General features: G+C 51.3%; 22 protein-coding genes and 1 tRNA gene. 8 read left to right on the forward strand and 15 right to left on the reverse strand.

The annotated features are described in order from the left end of the window. Window positions 1-21 precede the first annotated feature (21 nt). Window positions 22-606 (forward strand): hypothetical protein, encoded by a 585-nt coding sequence (locus F3J40_RS09120; RefSeq protein WP_167013945.1) that lies wholly within the window; start codon window positions 22-24, stop codon window positions 604-606. 381 nt (window positions 607-987) lie between these two features. On the opposite strand, the gene F3J40_RS09125 is transcribed toward F3J40_RS09120, so the two are convergent. Then, a tRNA-Asn gene (locus F3J40_RS09125) sits at window positions 988-1063 on the reverse strand. Window positions 1064-1217: 154 nt separating this feature from the next. Next, the gene (locus F3J40_RS09130; RefSeq protein ID WP_167013947.1) at window positions 1218-1901 is read right to left on the reverse strand and encodes a hypothetical protein; all 684 of its coding nucleotides are present in this window, start codon (window positions 1899-1901) and stop codon (window positions 1218-1220) included. A 542-nt stretch (window positions 1902-2443) separates the two neighbouring features. On the opposite strand from F3J40_RS09130, the gene F3J40_RS09135 reads away from it, so the two are divergent. The 7 genes from F3J40_RS09135 to F3J40_RS09160 all read left to right on the forward strand — a co-directional run bounded on the left by F3J40_RS09135 (window position 2444) and on the right by F3J40_RS09160 (window position 5973). Continuing rightward, window positions 2444-3136 (forward strand): phosphohydrolase, encoded by a 693-nt coding sequence (locus tag F3J40_RS09135; protein ID WP_167013949.1) that lies wholly within the window; start codon window positions 2444-2446, stop codon window positions 3134-3136. 85 nt (window positions 3137-3221) lie between these two features. After that, window positions 3222-3473: a hypothetical protein gene (locus F3J40_RS09140; protein WP_167013951.1), complete on the forward strand. Its 252-nt coding sequence runs from the start codon at window positions 3222-3224 to the stop codon at window positions 3471-3473. A 254-nt stretch (window positions 3474-3727) separates the two neighbouring features. Continuing rightward, window positions 3728-4204 carry a very short patch repair endonuclease gene (locus tag F3J40_RS09145; protein ID WP_167013954.1) on the forward strand — a complete coding sequence of 159 codons (477 nt, stop codon included), beginning with the start codon at window positions 3728-3730 and terminating at the stop codon, window positions 4202-4204. Window positions 4205-4268: 64 nt separating this feature from the next. After that, a complete protein-coding gene (locus tag F3J40_RS09150; RefSeq protein WP_167013956.1) occupies window positions 4269-4541 on the forward strand; it encodes a hypothetical protein in 273 nt (90 codons plus the stop codon). 15 nt (window positions 4542-4556) lie between these two features. Next, window positions 4557-5468 carry a DUF808 family protein gene (locus F3J40_RS09155; RefSeq protein WP_167013958.1) on the forward strand — a complete coding sequence of 304 codons (912 nt, stop codon included), beginning with the start codon at window positions 4557-4559 and terminating at the stop codon, window positions 5466-5468. A gap of 30 nt (window positions 5469-5498) precedes the next feature. Beyond that, window positions 5499-5630 carry a hypothetical protein gene (locus F3J40_RS25055; RefSeq protein WP_017346444.1) on the forward strand — a complete coding sequence of 44 codons (132 nt, stop codon included), beginning with the start codon at window positions 5499-5501 and terminating at the stop codon, window positions 5628-5630. A gap of 163 nt (window positions 5631-5793) precedes the next feature. After that, window positions 5794-5973: a YodC family protein gene (locus F3J40_RS09160; protein WP_017346443.1), complete on the forward strand. Its 180-nt coding sequence runs from the start codon at window positions 5794-5796 to the stop codon at window positions 5971-5973. Window positions 5974-6012: 39 nt separating this feature from the next. Here the strand turns inward: F3J40_RS09160 and F3J40_RS09165 are convergent, their stop codons facing one another. The 13 genes from F3J40_RS09165 to fliJ all read right to left on the reverse strand — a co-directional run bounded on the left by F3J40_RS09165 (window position 6013) and on the right by fliJ (window position 17602). Continuing rightward, the gene (locus tag F3J40_RS09165; RefSeq protein WP_017346442.1) at window positions 6013-7233 is read right to left on the reverse strand and encodes a glycosyltransferase family protein; all 1221 of its coding nucleotides are present in this window, start codon (window positions 7231-7233) and stop codon (window positions 6013-6015) included. A gap of 30 nt (window positions 7234-7263) precedes the next feature. Further along, window positions 7264-8064 carry a mannosyl-3-phosphoglycerate phosphatase-related protein gene (locus F3J40_RS09170; protein ID WP_167013960.1) on the reverse strand — a complete coding sequence of 267 codons (801 nt, stop codon included), beginning with the start codon at window positions 8062-8064 and terminating at the stop codon, window positions 7264-7266. Window positions 8065-8580: 516 nt separating this feature from the next. Then, window positions 8581-10281, reverse strand: coding sequence for a methyl-accepting chemotaxis protein (locus F3J40_RS09175; protein ID WP_167013962.1), 1701 nt, complete (start codon window positions 10279-10281; stop codon window positions 8581-8583). A 127-nt stretch (window positions 10282-10408) separates the two neighbouring features. Next, a complete protein-coding gene (gene rcsA / locus F3J40_RS09180; RefSeq protein ID WP_167013964.1) occupies window positions 10409-11047 on the reverse strand; it encodes a transcriptional regulator RcsA in 639 nt (212 codons plus the stop codon). A 620-nt stretch (window positions 11048-11667) separates the two neighbouring features. Next, complete coding sequence (gene fliR / locus F3J40_RS09185; protein ID WP_167013966.1) at window positions 11668-12453, reverse strand: flagellar biosynthetic protein FliR; 786 nt, start codon at window positions 12451-12453, stop codon at window positions 11668-11670. Continuing rightward, entirely contained in the window at window positions 12453-12722 is a 270-nt protein-coding gene (gene fliQ / locus F3J40_RS09190) for a flagellar biosynthesis protein FliQ (protein ID WP_017346437.1), read from the reverse strand. Before fliQ ends, fliR begins: the two co-directional genes overlap by 1 nt. A 19-nt stretch (window positions 12723-12741) precedes the next feature. Continuing rightward, window positions 12742-13479: a flagellar type III secretion system pore protein FliP gene (gene fliP, locus F3J40_RS09195; protein WP_026042443.1), complete on the reverse strand. Its 738-nt coding sequence runs from the start codon at window positions 13477-13479 to the stop codon at window positions 12742-12744. Beyond that, window positions 13476-13871 carry a flagellar biosynthetic protein FliO gene (gene fliO, locus F3J40_RS09200; RefSeq protein WP_167013968.1) on the reverse strand — a complete coding sequence of 132 codons (396 nt, stop codon included), beginning with the start codon at window positions 13869-13871 and terminating at the stop codon, window positions 13476-13478. The genes fliP and fliO overlap by 4 nt, the downstream gene beginning before the upstream one ends. Before the next feature lies 1 nt (window position 13872). Then, window positions 13873-14283: a flagellar motor switch protein FliN gene (fliN, locus tag F3J40_RS09205; protein WP_017346434.1), complete on the reverse strand. Its 411-nt coding sequence runs from the start codon at window positions 14281-14283 to the stop codon at window positions 13873-13875. Then, window positions 14276-15283, reverse strand: a complete 1008-nt coding sequence (fliM, locus tag F3J40_RS09210) for a flagellar motor switch protein FliM (protein ID WP_017346433.1) — start codon at window positions 15281-15283, stop codon at window positions 14276-14278. The genes fliN and fliM overlap by 8 nt, the downstream gene beginning before the upstream one ends. 4 nt (window positions 15284-15287) lie before the next feature. Further along, a complete protein-coding gene (gene fliL, locus F3J40_RS09215; RefSeq protein WP_017346432.1) occupies window positions 15288-15773 on the reverse strand; it encodes a flagellar basal body-associated protein FliL in 486 nt (161 codons plus the stop codon). Between the two features lie 129 nt (window positions 15774-15902). Next, window positions 15903-17162: a flagellar hook-length control protein FliK gene (locus tag F3J40_RS09220; protein WP_167013970.1), complete on the reverse strand. Its 1260-nt coding sequence runs from the start codon at window positions 17160-17162 to the stop codon at window positions 15903-15905. Next, the gene (gene fliJ / locus F3J40_RS09225; protein WP_167013973.1) at window positions 17159-17602 is read right to left on the reverse strand and encodes a flagellar export protein FliJ; all 444 of its coding nucleotides are present in this window, start codon (window positions 17600-17602) and stop codon (window positions 17159-17161) included. Before fliJ ends, F3J40_RS09220 begins: the two co-directional genes overlap by 4 nt. Between the last annotated feature and the right edge of the window lie 9 nt (window positions 17603-17611).

The raw sequence follows: 17611 nt of genomic DNA on the forward strand, positions 1-17611 counted from the left end.
TTATTAACTTACGAGGTCTTTATGTCAGAAGAAATGAATAAACAGAATGCTGCTGATGCAACGAACCCCAATCAACCTTTTGTCGAAAGGCGACGTTTTAACAATGTTTTTCCTGTCTGGCAGTCGCGTGTGTGGATGATTGTTGTATTAGGTTTTGGTTTGATAACTGTTTTATGTATTTTGTATGCTTGCTATATGTTGGAAAATGAAATTTCTATACTTACTGAAGGGTTAAAGAAAGACCCGTTAATGGCCTTAACAGGTACAGGAATGCTGGGTGCTCAATTTTTACGAGGACTTAGTATTTTGATGGGCGGAGCAGTTATTTTTGGCGGTTTATCAATTTCATTTTTTTCTGGGCAAGATACTCACATTATCAATGGTGAAGTTAATGAATCAGTAAAAGCAAAAGTTTCTTTATCGACACGAACGCCCGGTGTTTTGGGTGTAATAACTGGAGGCATAATAATAGTCTATGCGCTTTATACTCCTTATACTTACCAACATAATGCCGGAAGTTATATGAGTTCGACTAATGTAGTTCCACCAAATGTTCAAAAAGATTCTGATCCTTCATCGACACCAAAAGGTCACCATGATGATTAACAATAAATTAAATTGGAGGGGTAATGAATGTATCATACTAGTAATAATGCTAATTTCATTAGAGTCATTTGCTAATGATTCTGGGAAATTTTCCGGGTGTGTCCTTTATTCTGACAAGTTAAATAAATGCAAACAGACTTCAGGGGGAAGTAAACAGGGTAGTTCGGGTGGAACTTTTAAAGTTTTCGACCATGGATCAAAATCGTCTAAAGATGATAAGTATAATTTTAACTCACAGACTGATAAAAATATGCTAAACAGTCAAAAGATGACTAGTGATAAGAAAAGCATAAATCCCATAGCAGGACCTTAGCATAACTGCGCAGACATCAGCCATAACAAAAAACCCGCTCAGGTTTCCCTGAGCGGGTTTCTTAAATTTGGCTCCTCTGACTGGACTCGAACCAGTGACATACGGATTAACAGTCCGCCGTTCTACCGACTGAACTACAGAGGAATCGTTTCGATGGGGCGCATATTAATGGCGCGTGCTCTGGGTGTCAACAGCAAAAAACAGTTTATCATTCAACTGGCTAGCTTTAATGCAACTTGTTGAAAAAATACACATTGCTGCGACTTTTTATCTCCTTTAACCCAGAAGCAGTCCCGTTTTAGGCGGGCTTATTGTGGTTAAGCTCAAAACCAATCACCCAGACCCATGGGTTCACTTCCCAACTGGTGGCACCGTACTGCTTTTGCCAGGCTTTGCGATAGGCTTCTTTTGGCGACTCGCTGGCGCTGTTCATGGTAAAGAAGTTATTGAGAAAATGGCTGTCGGTCTGAACCCCTTCACCCATGATGTCATCTTCGCTGATGTCCTGAATCTTTTCTGCCCGGACGGACGTAATCGCCAAATCGATACGGCTGGCCCAGCGGGGCATATGAATGGCGGTCTGCCAGCCAAACTGATCGGCTTCGGGAGAGCTTTGTACCAGTAGCCCGGCTTCATTACTGTCGGCACGATACTGACAAAAAGCAGACTGACGGAAATACTCGGGGTCGTTATCAAACTCTGCCGCGCGCGCCTGGGGGATGATCGGCCCACGCCAGGTTTCACGCACCCACAGTCGGTCACCGGGTTTGCCAAACGGGCAGTGCTGGCTGACATCTTCCATCGACATCAACTTATAACCCTGCAGATGATTGGCACTGACGTCAAAAGCGTGGACGCCTTCATGATGATCCTGACCAGGGCCAAAGGATTGCGTCTTGATGATGCGCCGGGTTTGGGTCTGTTGGCCAGCCAGCAAGGCTCTAACTCGCTGTTCTGAAAAAAGAATTGGCCGTTCTTTCATGTTCTACCTCTTGTTATAAATCCAACCCGGTTACAGGTTGAAATGGACTACTGCCTGTGTGTTACAGCTTTAGCATAATGTGTTTGAATCATTTTGCTTAATATTTTATCGGCTAACAGGCAGGAGAAAGCTGTGTGTAATGTTAACAAATTATCTGTTTGGAAAATTGCGGTGATCGTCCAGATTTTTGACCGGTTCCGCATCCCGGATACAGTACGTGATAGCGCGCCAAATGGGAACCCTTTAGGAAATCCCCCAGGCAAAATCAGAATAGATTAGGTGGAAACATGACCTGGTTTTTGTGGGGTAACGCCGTCATTCAGGCCAATTTTGTTGAGTGAAAAACATTAGCACTACTAAATAAAGAACGGGGCTTCACCTGTGGAGTAAATCCTGGATTGTGAAGTGACGGTATCGGCGGGCAAAAGAACAGGCTATAACCGATAAAGCGGGATGATTTTTTCTGGCTGTACATCTGGCTGTAAAAAAATTGTCATCATTGCATCGTTATGATGTTGATCACGAGTACAGGGAGAACAAGCATGTCATTGACACTGTGGCAAAGCCGCTTTGAGCGCTGGATGGAACAAAATTGGGTGCATGACGATCAGGCCCACGATATCGGCCACCTGCGCCGGGTGTGGGGCAGTGCGCAAAAGATCATGGCGAACAGCAATGCTGACGCACTCACTGTCCTGGCGGCCTGCTATTTCCATGATGTGGTGAATTTGCCAAAGAACCACCCTGAACGTCGGCTTGCTTCAACCTATGCAGCAGAAAAAACCCGTCAGGTATTGACGGAAACCTTCCCGGATTTCCCGGTAGATCGTATTGAAGGCGTGGCCCATGCGGTACAGGCGCACAGCTTCAGCGCGGCCATCACACCGGTGACTCTGGAAGCCAAAATTGTGCAGGATGCCGATCGCCTGGAGTCGCTGGGCGCGATTGGTCTGGCCCGGGTGTTTTATACCGCAGGGGTTATGGGCCGTCCGTTGTTTAACAGTGAAGATCCCTTAGGGAAATCACGCGAGTTGAACGATGTACTTTGGACACTTGATCATTTCCAGACGAAATTACTGCGGCTGCCTGCCACAATGCAGACGGCAGCAGGGCGCGAGCTGGCACAACATAATGCCCATTTTTTAGTGGGTTACATGGCAAAAATCTGTGCAGAACTGCAAGGAGACATGACCGGCATTGATGAGTCCGTGCTGCGTGACTTCGCGCCTGGATGACAGAGAAATATTAAATTTTTATGACAGTCTTCTTTTCATCACACCGTTCCGCTAGGTTGAGTATAAAAACCAAGGGAGTAGTGGAATGAGTGACAACGTTAATTTGACGATCAAGATTGATCCTGCGTTAAAAGAACAGATTAAACAACTGGCACTGGACAAGCAGGTCTCTATGAGCCAGGAGATTGTAGAACGCCTGACGGCAAGCTTCTCAGAGCAGGCCCAGCCGGAAGTTGACAACCAGAATACCGAAGAAGCCGCAGAATCCCCTTTCAGCGCAGCGGAAATCAAACAGCTGCGCGCGCTGCTGAAAAAGCAGTCAAAAAAGAAAAAGTAACCACGTTGGCCTTCCCGCCCTGACTGATTCAGGCGCGGTGGTTTCTTCTGCTCTACTCGCGGGCCTGTTTGCAGGCTCGCTCTCCGTGTTTTCTTCCGATCGGCCTCCCATGCTGTTTCCCTGACGTGTCAATCCGGGCATTTTTTCGGCTATAGTCTTTTACTGGTGCTTAGCGAGTCTGCGGTCAACGCCTGCGGTGACATTCCGGTGTCTCGTTATCAGGTCATCCTGCAAAGCCAAACCCAGAGGTCAACATGGCAGATGTGCATTCACGCGACATTCGCAGTAAAAACATGCGTGCTATTCGCCAACAGGACACGGTGATCGAACAACGCGTGGCGGCGCTGTTAAGCAACGCGGGGCTGAGCTGGCGTGCACAGGATAAAACCCTGCCCGGCAGACCCGATTTCGTCCTGCACAGCCATCAGGCGATTATCTTTGTGCATGGCTGTTTCTGGCATCGACATCACTGTTACCTGTTTAAGCTGCCGGAAACGCGCACCGGCTTCTGGGCGGGTAAAATCAACAGCAACGTCGAGCGTGATAAACGCTATATTCAGCAGCTAGAAGAGAAGCACTGGAAGGTCCTGATTATCTGGGAGTGTGCGCTGCGCGGTAAACTGCACCTGAGCGATCCCCAACTGCATGACAGGATTGAAGAGTGGTTGTTAGACATTCCCTACAGCGCCGAGATTGACGCTAACGGCATTCGCCGCTATCAGCCGGACTAGTTCTTGCAAATCAGTAGCCTGGTTGCTTGAATAATGCGTCTTGTCCGTCAAACAGGAAAATAGCATGTCCAGTATTAAGCTAACCGTGAAGAGGCTGTATCAACTCCAGGATGAGCGCATGGTCGGCACCCATGCCACCGCGCGCATCTATGTAGGCGAAAGGCTGATTGCCACGGAAGAGATAAGCGGGATGACGGAAAGCCCAGTCAGTAAATATCTGCACGCCACATGGCAGGAAGGTGAGGCGGTCAGAGTGGAATGGGATTGCGCGGGCATTGCGGATATTAGCGTCGTGCCGGTAGAACGCTGTCCTTGTTGTCAGCATGAAGATGAATAAAAGAGGGAGTTAATCTTGGCGGGAACAAGTCTACTGACATTGTTGGATGATATAGCAACACTTCTGGATGATATCTCCGTGATGGGAAAGATCGCGGCGAAAAAAACCGCCGGCGTGCTGGGTGACGATCTGTCACTGAACGCGCAGCAGGTCAGCGGTGTAAAAGCCAACCGTGAACTGCCCGTGGTCTGGGGCGTGGCAAAAGGTTCATTACTCAATAAAGTGATTTTGGTGCCGCTGGCACTGCTGATTTCCGCCTTTGCGCCCTGGCTTATCACGCCGCTATTGATGATTGGCGGGGCCTATCTCTGTTACGAAGGGGTGGAAAAAGTGCTCCACAGCTTCCAGCGAGATAAAGAGGAAAACAGCCCGGAAGCGCGCCAGCAAAGGCTGGATAACCTGGCCCGCCAGGACGCGATGCAATACGAAAAGCAGAAGGTGAAAGGGGCTATTCGCACTGATTTTATTCTTTCGGCGGAAATCGTGGCGTTGACGTTAGGGGTGGTCTCCGAGGCACCTCTGCTGAACCAGGTGATGATTCTGGCTGGTATTGCGTTATTGGTCACCGTGGGCGTCTACGGCATTGTGGCGGTGATCGTAAAAATTGACGATCTCGGCTATTGGTTAGACAAAAAGCCCTCGGCGATTGCCCGTGGACTCGGCGCAGTGTTACTGGCTGCTGCACCACTGCTAATGAAATTCCTGTCGATTGTCGGCACCATCGCCATGTTCCTGGTGGGCGGTGGCATTATCGTGCACGGTATTCCCTGGCTTGGTCATCAGTTGGAACAACTGACTGCGGGCTTTAGCGGCATAGTTACGATGCTGCTGAACAACGGCAGCCACCTGGTCCTGGGCTTTATCGTTGGGTCGATCGTGCTATTACTGGTGAGCCTGATTGCCAGAGTGCGGGGTAAAGAGGTATAACGCGCGCTAAACCGAACGGGAGCACACACCATGAAAGATGACGAGTTTGAATTTGATATTGACGCGCAGTTAGCTGATGCCGAAGCGCGCGCCGAAGAGAAAGCGGGCGCTGTGCCAGCTGACCTGAACGACGAAGGCGAGTGCGAAAGCTGTAAGATTTAACCCCTTCAAAGCGGATGATATTTTTTATCCGCTTTTTTTATATTCCGCATTTTTATCTGCCAAATTCTGAATTCGCACACATTTCACATTCTTTTAGAGGTCAAAATAACTTAAGGATGCTATACCTTTCAGGGTTCTAATTTCGGTCAAAGGGAGAGCACTTATGGTCTTTGCAGTCAGTGATGCAGTTCAGCACAGAGATGGCGGACCCACTATGGTGGTGACCGGTCATGCAAGCGGCATGGTTGAGTGTCGTTGGTATGATGGCTATGCCGTAAGACAGGAAGCCTTTCGTAGCGATGAGCTGAGCCACAGCGCCATCGTTGGCGAACTGGTCGGCTAGCGGTAATGGGGATGCACCTGCATCCCCGTATCATTTTCCTCAGACTGTCCCGTCATTATCCTCTTCAACCGCCTGATAAATACGCTGCAAAATATCCGGAAATGCCGATTGCACCCGGCTCCAGCTCGGAATAAACGGTTTCTCATTAGGGCGTTCAATAAAGGCCTGGCCTGCATCAAGAATCGCCTGTGTGAACATCTCCACCGCAGCTTCTTCGCTGTGCTGATCGAACTTCAGGCCATTCATCGCCGCTTCATGGTTGTAGGTTTCCATCATGTCCAGCGCGTTCCGATAGTAGGTGGCCTTTAACACGCGGAATGAATCACTGGTGAGGTTCACCCCCATGGTGGCAAGCTTACGCAGCAGCGACTGAACAATGTCATTACTCATTCGCTTCAGCCCCCCGGTACCATCTTCTTCGGCCAACGGTTGGTGTTTGTGATCGTAGTTATCGGCAATTTCCACCTGGCAGGTCTGGCGCGTGGTGTAGTTACGATAAATCTCCGACAGCACGCCAATTTCCAACCCCCAGTCACCGGGTATCTTGATGTTATTCAACACATGAGTGCGCATTGCGAACTCACCTGAGAGGGGGTAGCGGAAGCTGGAAAGGTAATCGAGGAACTCCGAATGGCCGTAGACTTTTTGCAGGGAACGTAACAAGGGGCCAACCAGTAAGCGTCCAACACGGCCATTCAGCTTGCCATCTGCCACTCTGGCATAGAATCCTTTGCAGAACTCATATTGAAACGCCGGGTTGGCGAGGGGGTAGAGCAGGCGAGCCAGCATCCCGCGTTCGTAGGTAACAATATCGCAGTCATGCAGCGCCACGCAGCTGCTACGGTCAGAGGCTAACACGTAACCGGTACAGAACCAGACGTTACGTCCTTTGCCGGGCTGGCTGGGGGAAAGCCCCTCTTTGTCCAGTTCTGCATCCAGTGCCTTCAGACGTGGGCCATCATTCCACAAAATGCGGTGGCGCTGTGGCAGGCGGGAAAAGAATTCTCGTGCGTGAAGAAATTGATCGCGATCGGCACGATCCAGACCGATCACGATCTCTTCCAGATAGGGCACCTGCGCCAGTTCATTCACGATTTTATCCAGCGCTGGGCCTTCAAGTTCGGAAAACAGCGAGGGCAAGATGAGCCCCATTTTGCGCTTGTGCGAGAAGCGCACCAAATCATTCTCCAGCGAAGATACGCTGCGGTGGGTGAGGTTATGGAAATTGGTGATTACGCCATTCTGATAAAAGTCACTCATCGCATCATCCTTCTGGTTAGCGGTCAGGGATTAGGTGTCTGGCGTCAGAAAATAGTCCATTCCTTCGCTCCACCCTTCAGGGCCGTAGTGCGCAGTAAAGTAGATGTTGTCTTTATCCGGGCGATGGAGTTCAACCGGCTGTTTACTGTAGCCTTTGATCACGACGGCGTAGTCAACGCTGTCTAACATCGTGGCATCGTTGGGGCCATCACCCAGCCCAATGGTGGTCAATTTTCCGCCCGCCGTCGCAGAGAGCGTGGTGAGGAGCTGAGCCAGCGCCGCTTGCTTGCTGCAATCGGCTGGCAATATGTGCCAGAAACGCCCGCCTTGTAGCAACGACAAATTTTGTGCGGCCAGTTGCTGTTGAAACGCGGCAAACGCGCCCTCGCTGTCGCGCCAGATCAGCACCTCAGAGGCTTCACGCTGACGTGCCAGTTCCGCCTGGGCCAGAGTAAGTCCGCTCACCGCGCTGACTTCCACATCACTCAATTGGTGGAAGGGGGTGAAGTGAAACTGTGTCTGCAAGCGGGAGATCTGCTGACACAAGGCGGAGTAGCTGAGCGACCCGCTGTGGGGTTGCAGGCGTTGCTCACTGTTCAGTTGCAGCACTGCACCATTTTCCGCAATAAACGGACTGCCTGACAGCCCGAGCTGCTTCTGTAACGGAACAATCTCTGCGGCTGTTTTACTGGAACAGATAACCAGGGGAATCAACTGCTGACGCAAGCGCTCCAGCCAGGGCTGCGCGGCATCCCAGCGGTAGCTGTGGTGGTCAAGCAGCGATCCATCCAGGTCAGTGACAATCAACAAGGGGTGTTGCCGGTCAATCATTGCTCAGCTCCTTGCGGTTACATGGCTATGATCCTGTGATTTCAACAGTATAGACCGCTTTTATGACGGCTCTCGTCAGCGGAGGGATTTAACCTGAGTTTACGGCAGATAAAATCACAGCAGGGCGGTGTTCTTGTAGCCAGATATTGCAGTGTTGATCACATTTTATGCTGCAAATGAAGATCAAGACTTGTCTTGAGAGGCAGGGGAGTTCATTTTGTGAACTGTTAGTGAATTCCCTGGTGTAACGAAATTTTGTGTCTTTTTAACCCGGCCAAGCGTGTCGGGTTTTTTTATGGGCGCTGGAATGTTTTCGCTGGCGGTAAGAGACGGTGTGAAACGCGGGACAAAAAAAAGCCCGCGCTGCGCGGGCAAAAATCCTTGTTACTTTTAGGTTGACTGCGCCTTTGGGGTTGGTGCAGTGAGAGAAGTGTAAGAAATTACAGCGCTAAAAGTCTCAACGGGAAATGTTAAGAAAGTGAAAAGCCAACACGGGCGGGTGAGCGCCCGCCAGAATCAAAAGGTTTCCCAGTGGCTGTTATCTGATGTCACTGCCGCAAGTCGGGTGGGCCGTGCAATCGCGGCCACCGGCATGGAGGCAGGGGCGCTGATTCCACTGTGGCTGTCCAGGCGGAATGCCGCCACAGATTGAGTCAGACGACCCGCTTGCTCTTCCAGCGCGGCGGCAGCGGCAGAAGCCTGCTCAACCAGCGAAGCATTTTGCTGGGTAACGTTATCCATTTCAGTCACCGCTAAACTCACCTGTTGAATACCCCGGCTCTGTTCATCTGAAGCGGCGGCAATTTCAGCCATGATATCGGTCACGCGGCGCACGGCGGTGACAATCTCATGCATGGTGCCACCCGCGCTGCCAACCTGTTGTGATCCTTCGCTGATCAACGCGACGGATTCTGCAATCAGGCCATCGATCTCCTTGGCGGCCTGAGCACTACGCTGTGCCAGGTTACGGACTTCACTGGCGACCACGGCAAAACCGCGCCCCTGCTCACCCGCACGGGCCGCTTCAACGGCGGCATTCAGTGCCAAAATGTTGGTCTGGAAGGCTATGCTGTTGATCACGTTAGTGATCTCTGCAATTTTTTTCGAGCTGCTGGAGATGTTATCCATGGTGGTGACGACCCCGGCAACCAACTCGCCACCATCCTGTGCCTTGGCTGACGCATCGGCCGCCAGTTGGCTGGCATGATGGGCATTCTCTGCGTTTTGTTTCACGGTCGCAGTGAGTTGTTCCATGCTGGCGGCGGTCTGCTCCAGCGCGGCCGCCTGCTGTTCTGTTCGGGAAGAGAGGTCTGTATTTCCGGCACTGATTTCACCCGAGCCTTGATAAATAGCCATCGCCCCTTCACGCACGCCGCTGACCGTAGTTGCCAGTGCATGTTGCATCTTTTGCAGATGGGTCAACAGCGTACCAATCTCATTGCGGCCTTGTGGCTGCGTCGGTGAGGTGAGATCACCTTGTGCAATCAGGGTGATATGGCTAACCGCATGGCGCAGTGGGGTAATGATCACCCGGCGCAAGAAAACAAAAGTGAGCAGCGTTAATGCCAGAGCAAGGGCAAAGGCGACACCCATACAGATGAAACCGGTGCGTGCACGCTGCTCTGCCTCAAGACGAATGTGATCTGCGCGCTGCGTGCGGATTTGAATCACCTTGAGCAGGACTTCGTTGTAGGCATCATCCAGCTTGCGCGTAACGTCCGTCTCCTGTGAAACAATCCCCTCAAAGCTCCCCTGACGGGCCGACTCGATCATCGGCTGCAACCCTTTTTGCACATAGTTGTTAAAGCGGGTTTCGAGGTCGGCATCGAGTGCAGCATCGGCAGGGGTTTTGACCCGGCGGTGGAGATAGGCCGAAAATCCGTCTTTCGCCAACTGAATCCGCTGTTGGGTACGGGCCAAATCCTTGCGGAATGCGTCCATCTCGCCTATGCGTGTCGCTGCGCCAGCCTGAATGACGTTCAGACGAGCCGTGCGCAGATGGTTGGAACTGTTGGAAATCGCCATACGCACCTGAATTTCTTCAGTGGCGTCTTTCAGGGCCTGATCACTTTGGTGAAGGTAATAGCTGGCCACGCTAATACACAGCGCAAACAGCAGTAAAATACCGGTGAAAATAAGAGTGAAAAGAGGAACCATCCGCAGGTTTTGCCAGCGACGGGAGGAATCTGTTCGGGGATGAAGCGGAGCGGTATGCATGTTATCTCTCTCATAGGCAGTGTGGTATGAGAAAGCATCGGCACGCGCGGGAAAATACTTAGTGGGGGAAATGAGATCTGGCTAGCAAAATGAACCGGAGCCTGAGTCAGGCTCCGGACAACAGAGATTAAGGTCTTACATTGACGTAAATACCGGAGGTGACATTATCGGTCAGACGCACCACATGGTAAATCACCTGTTTATTGTGCGTCTTAATTTTGCGTTTAATATTACCTTTATGTGAAGAAACGGTTTTTGCCTTAATTTGCATCTCTTCGGAAATTTGAATGGTGTCGCGTCCTGACATCCACATTTTCAACATATTTGATTCTGTCTGGCTCAACGTGAGCGGATGAACATCCAACCCAGAAGAGATCCGTGAAGAAAGGTTGAATTTCTTCTGTAGATATGTGGTTAACAGCGAATCCAGTGTCGATGTCTTCATCGATTTTGATGTAATAATCAGGTTCTTACGAACGTAGAGATATTCCTCAAAATGGATATTAGAGATCGCCATAAAAATAAAGAAAAGCGTATCAGGATGCTGAATGATTACCTGCCTGATGCGATCGCTTGAATCAGACTCATGGATAAAACACTCTTCGCTAATAAAGACCACACCAGGTTTAAGCTGAGCACACTTTTGTTGTAACTGTTCTATATCGTTAACTGAATATATGTTTTTCTTTTTGACCCCTTTCGAGGACATATAATCCGTCAACCCCAGTCGTGTGTAGTTGCATGAATCCATAATAATTGTTGGCATGTTAGCGACCCTCACCAATTTGTTATCCGTTTAAATCAACGATGAATTTCACGTTGTGGTACGAGAGAGATTTCAAAAATACTTTTTATTTTTTTATAACCTGGCATCGTTACACAGAGATTCTCAAAGAGAGGAGTCTACTTCCATGCACTAATTTGCTAAGCATATTATTGAGCTGAGACGTCACCAACCCCCTTACAACCGAGGTCGCTGTGTTACTACAGATGCGTTGTGATTTAACCCTTGCCACTATCGCTGATAACTCGTTAGTTGCTGATAGGACAATTCTTAAATGCATTTGTTTCTCGAAAGTGTAACGTTTCAACGAATGTTGACAATGCCGGAAAAATGTTTATCTGACAAGTAAAATCGCTTATGGCCGATTTTTACCTGAAAAACAGTTTATTACCGGAATTGTCATAAATTATGTGCAGTTACAGCTAACCGAACACGACACCTAAAATACGCGAAGCGCGTTTTAATAAGAATAATTTTCACTCCCCAATCGCACTTATCAGAATTTCCTTAGCTTTTTTCAGTTATAAATGGTGCAAAAAATGCTCAGATACATTTTGAACGCTTAACTATTGGGCGTAAACAGGTGATGAGACGGCTAATGATTAGCCGTTCGCGAGCTGATGCAAGAATCGTGCGATTAAATCAAACACTTCGCTAACAATATGTTCACAAAAAGGTGCGAGCAACGGCATCATTAACCCTAATGTCAGTATTCCTACTGTTAATGTCACGGGAAAACCAATGGCGAAAATAGAGAGCTGTGGTGAAACGCGGTTTAACAATCCCAGGACCAGATTGAGTGTGAGCAGTAAGACGATTAAGGGCAATGCCAGCATCATACCGTTAAGAAAAATAAGTGACGCTGATTGGGTTAATGCCATAAACGCCGAGGCATTCAGGGGCGTGTCGTTTATTGGCAAGATATGAAAACTGTCTGCCAGCAGCGAAATTAACCACAGATGCCCATCAAAGGAGAGGAACAACAGCAGGGCTAAGATTTCCAGCAGTCGGGCCACCACCGGCATGCTGGCGCGGCTGCCGGGATCGTAGAAGGTGGCAAATGAGAGCCCCATTTGCAGGCCGATCACTTCTCCTGCCGCCCGCACGGTGGCGAAAGCCAACTGCATGGTCCAGCCGAGGCCTACCCCGATGAGAATTTGCTGTAATAACACCCAGAAGCCAGCCGCAGAGAACAGCGTGGTGTTGACCGCCGGGAGCAGCGGAGCCAGTAACCAGGTAACCATCACTGCGAGGCCGATTTTCACGCGATTACTGATGTTCTTTTCGCTGAATAACGGTGCCGTGGCAAACAGGGCCAGAATACGTGCAAGAGGCCAGAAAAACTGGCTGACCCAATGTACCAGTTGGGCGCTGTCTAAAGTGACCATCAGCCAATGATATAGGGCAGGTTGGTAAACAAATTGCGCATATAATCCAGCAGCAGGCCCAGCATCCACGGTCCTGCAATGACCCCCGTGGCCGCGACGGCGAGGATTTTGGGGATAAACGACAGCGTCTGTTCGTTAATTTGGGTCGCCGCCTGGAGCAGGCTAATGGTCAAACCGCTGACCAGTGCCGCCAGTAAGCAGGGGGCGGCCAGCATCAGGGCCAGCTTCATGGCTTCTTGCCCCATCATCATCACCGATTCGGGTGTCATCTTGTTCTGCCTTGTGCGATTAAGAGTAAAAACTTTGCGCCAGTGAGCTGATCAGCAGTTGCCAGCCATCCACCAGCACAAACAGCATCAGCTTAAACGGCAGTGAGATAGTGGCAGGGGGCACCATCATCATGCCCAGCGCCATCAGCACGCTGGCAACCACCATGTCGATAATCAGGAAGGGAATAAACACGGTAAACCCGATTTGAAAGGCGGTTTTCAGCTCGCTGGTCACATAGGCGGGGAGCAAGATGCGCATTGGCACCGCTTCCGGGCCCTGAATCGGCGGGGTATTGGCTAAACGGGCAAACAGGGCCAAATCGGCCTCGCGTGTCTGGCGCAACATGAACTCACGCAGCGGTTGTGCGCCTTTGTCCAGGGCGACATCCATGGCAATTTTATCCTGACTAAAGGGCAGGTAGGCATCCTGATAAATCTTATCGAAGGTGGGCGCCATAATAAAAAAGGTTAAAAACAGCGCTAATCCCAGCAAAACCTGGTTGGGTGGGGCTGACGTGGTACCCAACGCATTGCGCAGCAGGCCGAAGACAATAATGATGCGGGTGAAGCTGGTCATCATCAGCAGTGCGGCAGGAATAAAGGTCAGTGAGGTAATAAAGACCAGGGTCTGAACGGGCAGTGACCAACTCTGGCCGCCGCCAGGCAGCGGATGGCTGAGCAAACCTGGCAATTCAGCCTGCGCGGCTCCCGGCAGCAGAAACAGCAGGGGCAGAAGAAGTGAAAATCGGCGCATCAGGATTTTTTTCCACGACGTTTAAACGTTTGCAGCAGTTGACGGAAATCCGGCGTGGCGCTGGTTGCAGCCGCATCGGTGCCCGGTTCTGCGGGGGGAAGCGTATGTAGCAGGGCGATCTGCTGCGCAGTCACCCCCAGCACTAAGCGGGCATCTGCGGTTTCGACAATCACCACCCGCTCACGTTGACCCACCTGCAAACTGCCAGCCAGCTTCAGGCTGTGGCTACTCGCCTTAGGGGTTGCCAGCCCTGAACGGCGTGCCAGCCAGGCGCAGGCGAGAATCAGTAAAATGATAAACGCCAGAACACCGACGATTTGCATCAAAACAGAGGCGGTAGAAACCACGGGCTCTGTGTGACTGGTCGCATGGAGCAGGGGTGATTGTGGATTCATCTTAACGACTCAGGCGACGCATACGTTCAGATGGCGTGATAATGTCGGTAATGCGCACGCCGTATTTATCATTGACCACCACCACTTCGCCCTGGGCGATCAGATAGCCGTTGATCAGAATATCCAGCGGTTCACCGGCTAATCCATCCAACGCCACCACCGAACCTTGCGTTAATCGCAGCAGCTCTTTGATGGTCATTTTGGTGCGCCCCAACTCCACGGTCAGCTTGACCGGAATATCCATAATTAAATCGATATCCTGGAATGAGCTGGCAAGATCGTTGCTCTCAAACGATTTAAACACGCCATCGCGTGATGCCGCAGGTGCGGTTGCCGCCTGCTCGTTCATGGCTTCAGCCCACAGATCGTCCGCAGAGATGGCGTCCTCGGACGGTTTGTTAGTCTCACTCATCGGGCTGTTCCTCATTCAGCGAATTCAAAATCGGGTTTATCAAGTGCTCAACACGCAGCGCATACTGGCCGTTCAGGGTGCCGTATTGACTGGTCAGTACCGGTACGCCATCGACGTGGGCGATAATGCGATCCGGTTTATCGATGGGCAGAACATCGCCCGGTTTTAGCTGCAAAATGCGCGACAGGCGGAGCGCAATATCGGCAAAGTGGGCAATCAGCTCCAGTTCGGAGTGCTGCACCTGCTTCACCAGATTTTCGCGCCAGTGGTTATCCTCCTGACGGGAGTTCTCCAGCGGCGGATTGACCAGCAGCTCACGCAGCGGTTCAATCATTGAGAAGGGAATACAGATATTGAATTCACCCACCAGATTACCGATCTCAACCTGGAACGGGGTATTCACCACAATATCGTTCGGCGATGTGGTGATATTGGTGAATTTGACCTGCATCTCTGAACGCACATATTCCACTTCCAGCGGGTAGATGGCTTTCCAGGCCTCGCTGTAGGTTTCCAGTGCCAGCTTCAACATGCGGCGAATGACTCGCTGTTCAGTGTGCGTAAACTCACGCCCCTCAACTTTGGTGGGGAAGCGACCATCGCCACCAAACAGGTTGTCCACCGCGATAAACACCAGGCTTGGGGAAAACACCACCAGAGCGGTGCCACGCAGCGGGTTCAGATGGATCAAGTTCAGGTTGGTTGGTACCGGCAAATTGCGGGCAAATTCATGATAAGGCTGAATTTTAATTGCACCAACGCTGATGTCCGGACTGCGACGTAGCAGGTTAAACAGCGCCATACGGAACTGTCGGGCAAAACGTTCATTAATAATCTCCAGCGCCTGTAAGCGTTCACGCACCACACGGCGCTGGGTATTAGGATCGTAAGGGCGGATATCGCCCTCGGGACCACTTTGACTCTTTTCAACTTCCGCGCTGTCGCTGTCGCCATTGAGCAACGCGTCAATCTCTGCCTGGGAGAGAATACTATCGCCCATTGACTCACCTTAAAATGAAGGCCGTAAACAGTACGTCGTTTACCGCCTGCGGAGGTTGACCTGTTACCAGAGGGGGGGCCAGCACCTGCTTGATCTGTTCAACCAATGCCTGTTTTCCTTGCTCTGTTGCCAGCGCACCAGCACTCTGGCGCGAAAGCAGCAGCAGCAAACGGCTGCGCACCTCGGGCAGATAGTCATTCAGCCGACGACGGGTGTCCTCATCCGGTAGACGCAGGGTAAAGCCTACATACAGGACGCGGTCCGGATCGTTATCGGGATTGACCAGGTTAACCGTAAATGTATCAAGTGCAAAAAAGACCGGCGCGGCCGGCGGTTCTACTTTCGCAGCAGCCGACTTTTCGCCCTCGGGTTTATTCATCATTCGCCAGACTGCATAGCCTGCTACGCTGCAAGCGGCCAGGGTGACGAACAGTAACACCGGCACTAAAATTGAACGTTTGCGGCCTTTAGCTTTCGCGTTATCAGACATTTTTGCAGTTACTTCCTGTGAATTATGGGCGGGCTTTTCGGCTCGCCTGGACAGATTATCCCGTGTCTTAAGTCAAACAATGGCAAGAAAAGACACGGGTTTTACGCTTACCTTCAGCGTTTGTCGCTGTCAGGCAAAGATATCAACAGCACCTGTCCCGGTAACCATCGCCTGAAGTGAGGCAGGAACGGCGATCGGCGCTGTCGCACTATCATTTTCCTGAGCCAGAGAGAAGCTGCCGTGCTGTCCATCGCGGCGGGCCTCCTGATGCTGCGGGGAACCCTGGCCTTGCGAGAAGCTGTCACTGCTGACCTGGCTCTGCCCCAGGTTGATACCACTCTCCGCTAACGCCGTGCGCAATTGCGGCAGAGCGGCTTCCAGCGCGGCCCTGACGTGGCTGTGACTGGAAACCATAGTTAACTGTGCCTGATCGTTTTCCAGTTTCAGGCTGATCTGAATCGAACCCAGATCTTCCGGGTGCAGACGTAGCTCTGCATTCTGTTGCCCATTACGGCTGTACATCACCACCTGTTGGCTCAGCGCTTGCTGCCACTCATTGCTGCCTAGCTGTGCATTTAACGTCGGTGTGGCTGGCGTATTATTGCTGGCTGCGGCCAGCGGCTGGCTCACTACGTTGGTCGCACTAAAGGTGACTGCCGTACTCTGACTATCATTACTGCTGTCACTGCTTTTCACGGCCTGATTGCCGTTGCTGCTCTGAGTCACCAGGCTATTCAGCGTCTGCTGAAAATCTTTATTCTGTGTCGGTGTCAGCGTGCTGACTGCGTCATTGCGCACCGGTGTACTGCTGGTGTCATCCGGGCTGACGCTGCTTTTTACACTCAGCGAGGTGGCAGCCGTCTCCTGACTTACACCGCGCTCTTTCGCGGTTTGCTGCTGTTCGCTTTGCACCAGCTTGCTCACCAGAGGTGAAGCGCCCGACGTGACGATTGCGCTAGCTTCTGTTGCGCGCGTCTCTACTGGGGTGGCTGCTGTGCCAGGCAACATCGCCATCAGCGCCTGCACACTCTGCATCTCACTGGCACTCAACCCTGACGATTCAGAATTATCTGTATCATCGGCGGATTTCGCCGTGTCTTTAATATTTTCCCGGTTTAACAGTGCACTTAGGGTCTGTGGGTCCTGCAACGCGCCAATCAACGCGTTTAACTGCGTAGCCGGAGAGGCGTTATCGCTGTTTTTATCATCACTATCAGTCGATTGCGCAGAAGCGCCTTGCTGTTTCACCAGGCTTAGCAAGCGGTTACCTAGCTGAGTGACAAAATCCGTGGGGAGCGCGGCCACACCGCTCTGCGCGTCGCTACTGTCGCTGGTGTCTGCCAGGTTGATATCGGCCTTAGTGATGGCAATTTTTGGTAGCGTTATCAATCACTTTTCCTCAAAGCGGCCCGTTGGGCGTATTCATCCATCCGTTTCTGATCGAGCCGGTTTTCTTGTTGTAAGGCCGTCTCGGCGGCACGGGTCTGTAAAGTCTGGTAGGCATTCAGGCGGCGCTTTTTCTCACGCCAACTGACAAGGGCCTGCTCCATACGTTGATTCCAGTGGGTTAACTGTGCGCGATGCTGTTCAATGGCTTTTTCCAGCGTGGCGATAAACTGGTGGTAGTTGGACCAGCGATTGGCGGCAATGCCGCCGCTCATGTCCTGATTCAACTTGTTACGGTATTCATCCTGGTACTCCAGCAACATCAGTAACTGTTCATCAGCCTGCTGTTGTGCGCGACGCATATCCCCTAAATGGATCATCGCCTTGTCCAGATCCTTCTCAGCAAGATCGCGCAGTGTCTCAATGGCAGAGCCATTTCTCATCAGTCTGGC

Origin of the sequence: Candidatus Pantoea multigeneris (genome assembly GCF_011752615.1) — a bacterium.
Lineage (GTDB): Bacteria > Pseudomonadota > Gammaproteobacteria > Enterobacterales > Enterobacteriaceae > Pantoea > Pantoea multigeneris.

Coding starts and splice junctions, on each gene's coding strand:
- fliR (WP_167013966.1), bottom strand. CDS start 12,453: ATGGTCACTTTAGACAGCGCCCAACTGGTACATTGGGTCAGCCAGTTT.
- F3J40_RS09145 (WP_167013954.1), top strand. CDS start 3,728: ATGGCAGATGTGCATTCACGCGACATTCGCAGTAAAAACATGCGTGCT.
- F3J40_RS09130 (WP_167013947.1), bottom strand. CDS start 1,901: ATGAAAGAACGGCCAATTCTTTTTTCAGAACAGCGAGTTAGAGCCTTG.
- fliN (WP_017346434.1), bottom strand. CDS start 14,283: ATGAGTGAGACTAACAAACCGTCCGAGGACGCCATCTCTGCGGACGAT.
- F3J40_RS09140 (WP_167013951.1), top strand. CDS start 3,222: ATGAGTGACAACGTTAATTTGACGATCAAGATTGATCCTGCGTTAAAA.
- fliO (WP_167013968.1), bottom strand. CDS start 13,871: ATGAATCCACAATCACCCCTGCTCCATGCGACCAGTCACACAGAGCCC.
- F3J40_RS25055 (WP_017346444.1), top strand. CDS start 5,499: ATGAAAGATGACGAGTTTGAATTTGATATTGACGCGCAGTTAGCTGAT.
- F3J40_RS09165 (WP_017346442.1), bottom strand. CDS start 7,233: ATGAGTGACTTTTATCAGAATGGCGTAATCACCAATTTCCATAACCTC.
- F3J40_RS09135 (WP_167013949.1), top strand. CDS start 2,444: ATGTCATTGACACTGTGGCAAAGCCGCTTTGAGCGCTGGATGGAACAA.
- F3J40_RS09160 (WP_017346443.1), top strand. CDS start 5,794: ATGGTCTTTGCAGTCAGTGATGCAGTTCAGCACAGAGATGGCGGACCC.
- F3J40_RS09170 (WP_167013960.1), bottom strand. CDS start 8,064: ATGATTGACCGGCAACACCCCTTGTTGATTGTCACTGACCTGGATGGA.
- F3J40_RS09120 (WP_167013945.1), top strand. CDS start 22: ATGTCAGAAGAAATGAATAAACAGAATGCTGCTGATGCAACGAACCCC.
- fliJ (WP_167013973.1), bottom strand. CDS start 17,602: ATGAGAAATGGCTCTGCCATTGAGACACTGCGCGATCTTGCTGAGAAG.
- F3J40_RS09175 (WP_167013962.1), bottom strand. CDS start 10,281: ATGCATACCGCTCCGCTTCATCCCCGAACAGATTCCTCCCGTCGCTGG.
- fliQ (WP_017346437.1), bottom strand. CDS start 12,722: ATGACACCCGAATCGGTGATGATGATGGGGCAAGAAGCCATGAAGCTG.
- fliL (WP_017346432.1), bottom strand. CDS start 15,773: ATGTCTGATAACGCGAAAGCTAAAGGCCGCAAACGTTCAATTTTAGTG.
- fliM (WP_017346433.1), bottom strand. CDS start 15,283: ATGGGCGATAGTATTCTCTCCCAGGCAGAGATTGACGCGTTGCTCAAT.
- F3J40_RS09150 (WP_167013956.1), top strand. CDS start 4,269: ATGTCCAGTATTAAGCTAACCGTGAAGAGGCTGTATCAACTCCAGGAT.
- rcsA (WP_167013964.1), bottom strand. CDS start 11,047: ATGCCAACAATTATTATGGATTCATGCAACTACACACGACTGGGGTTG.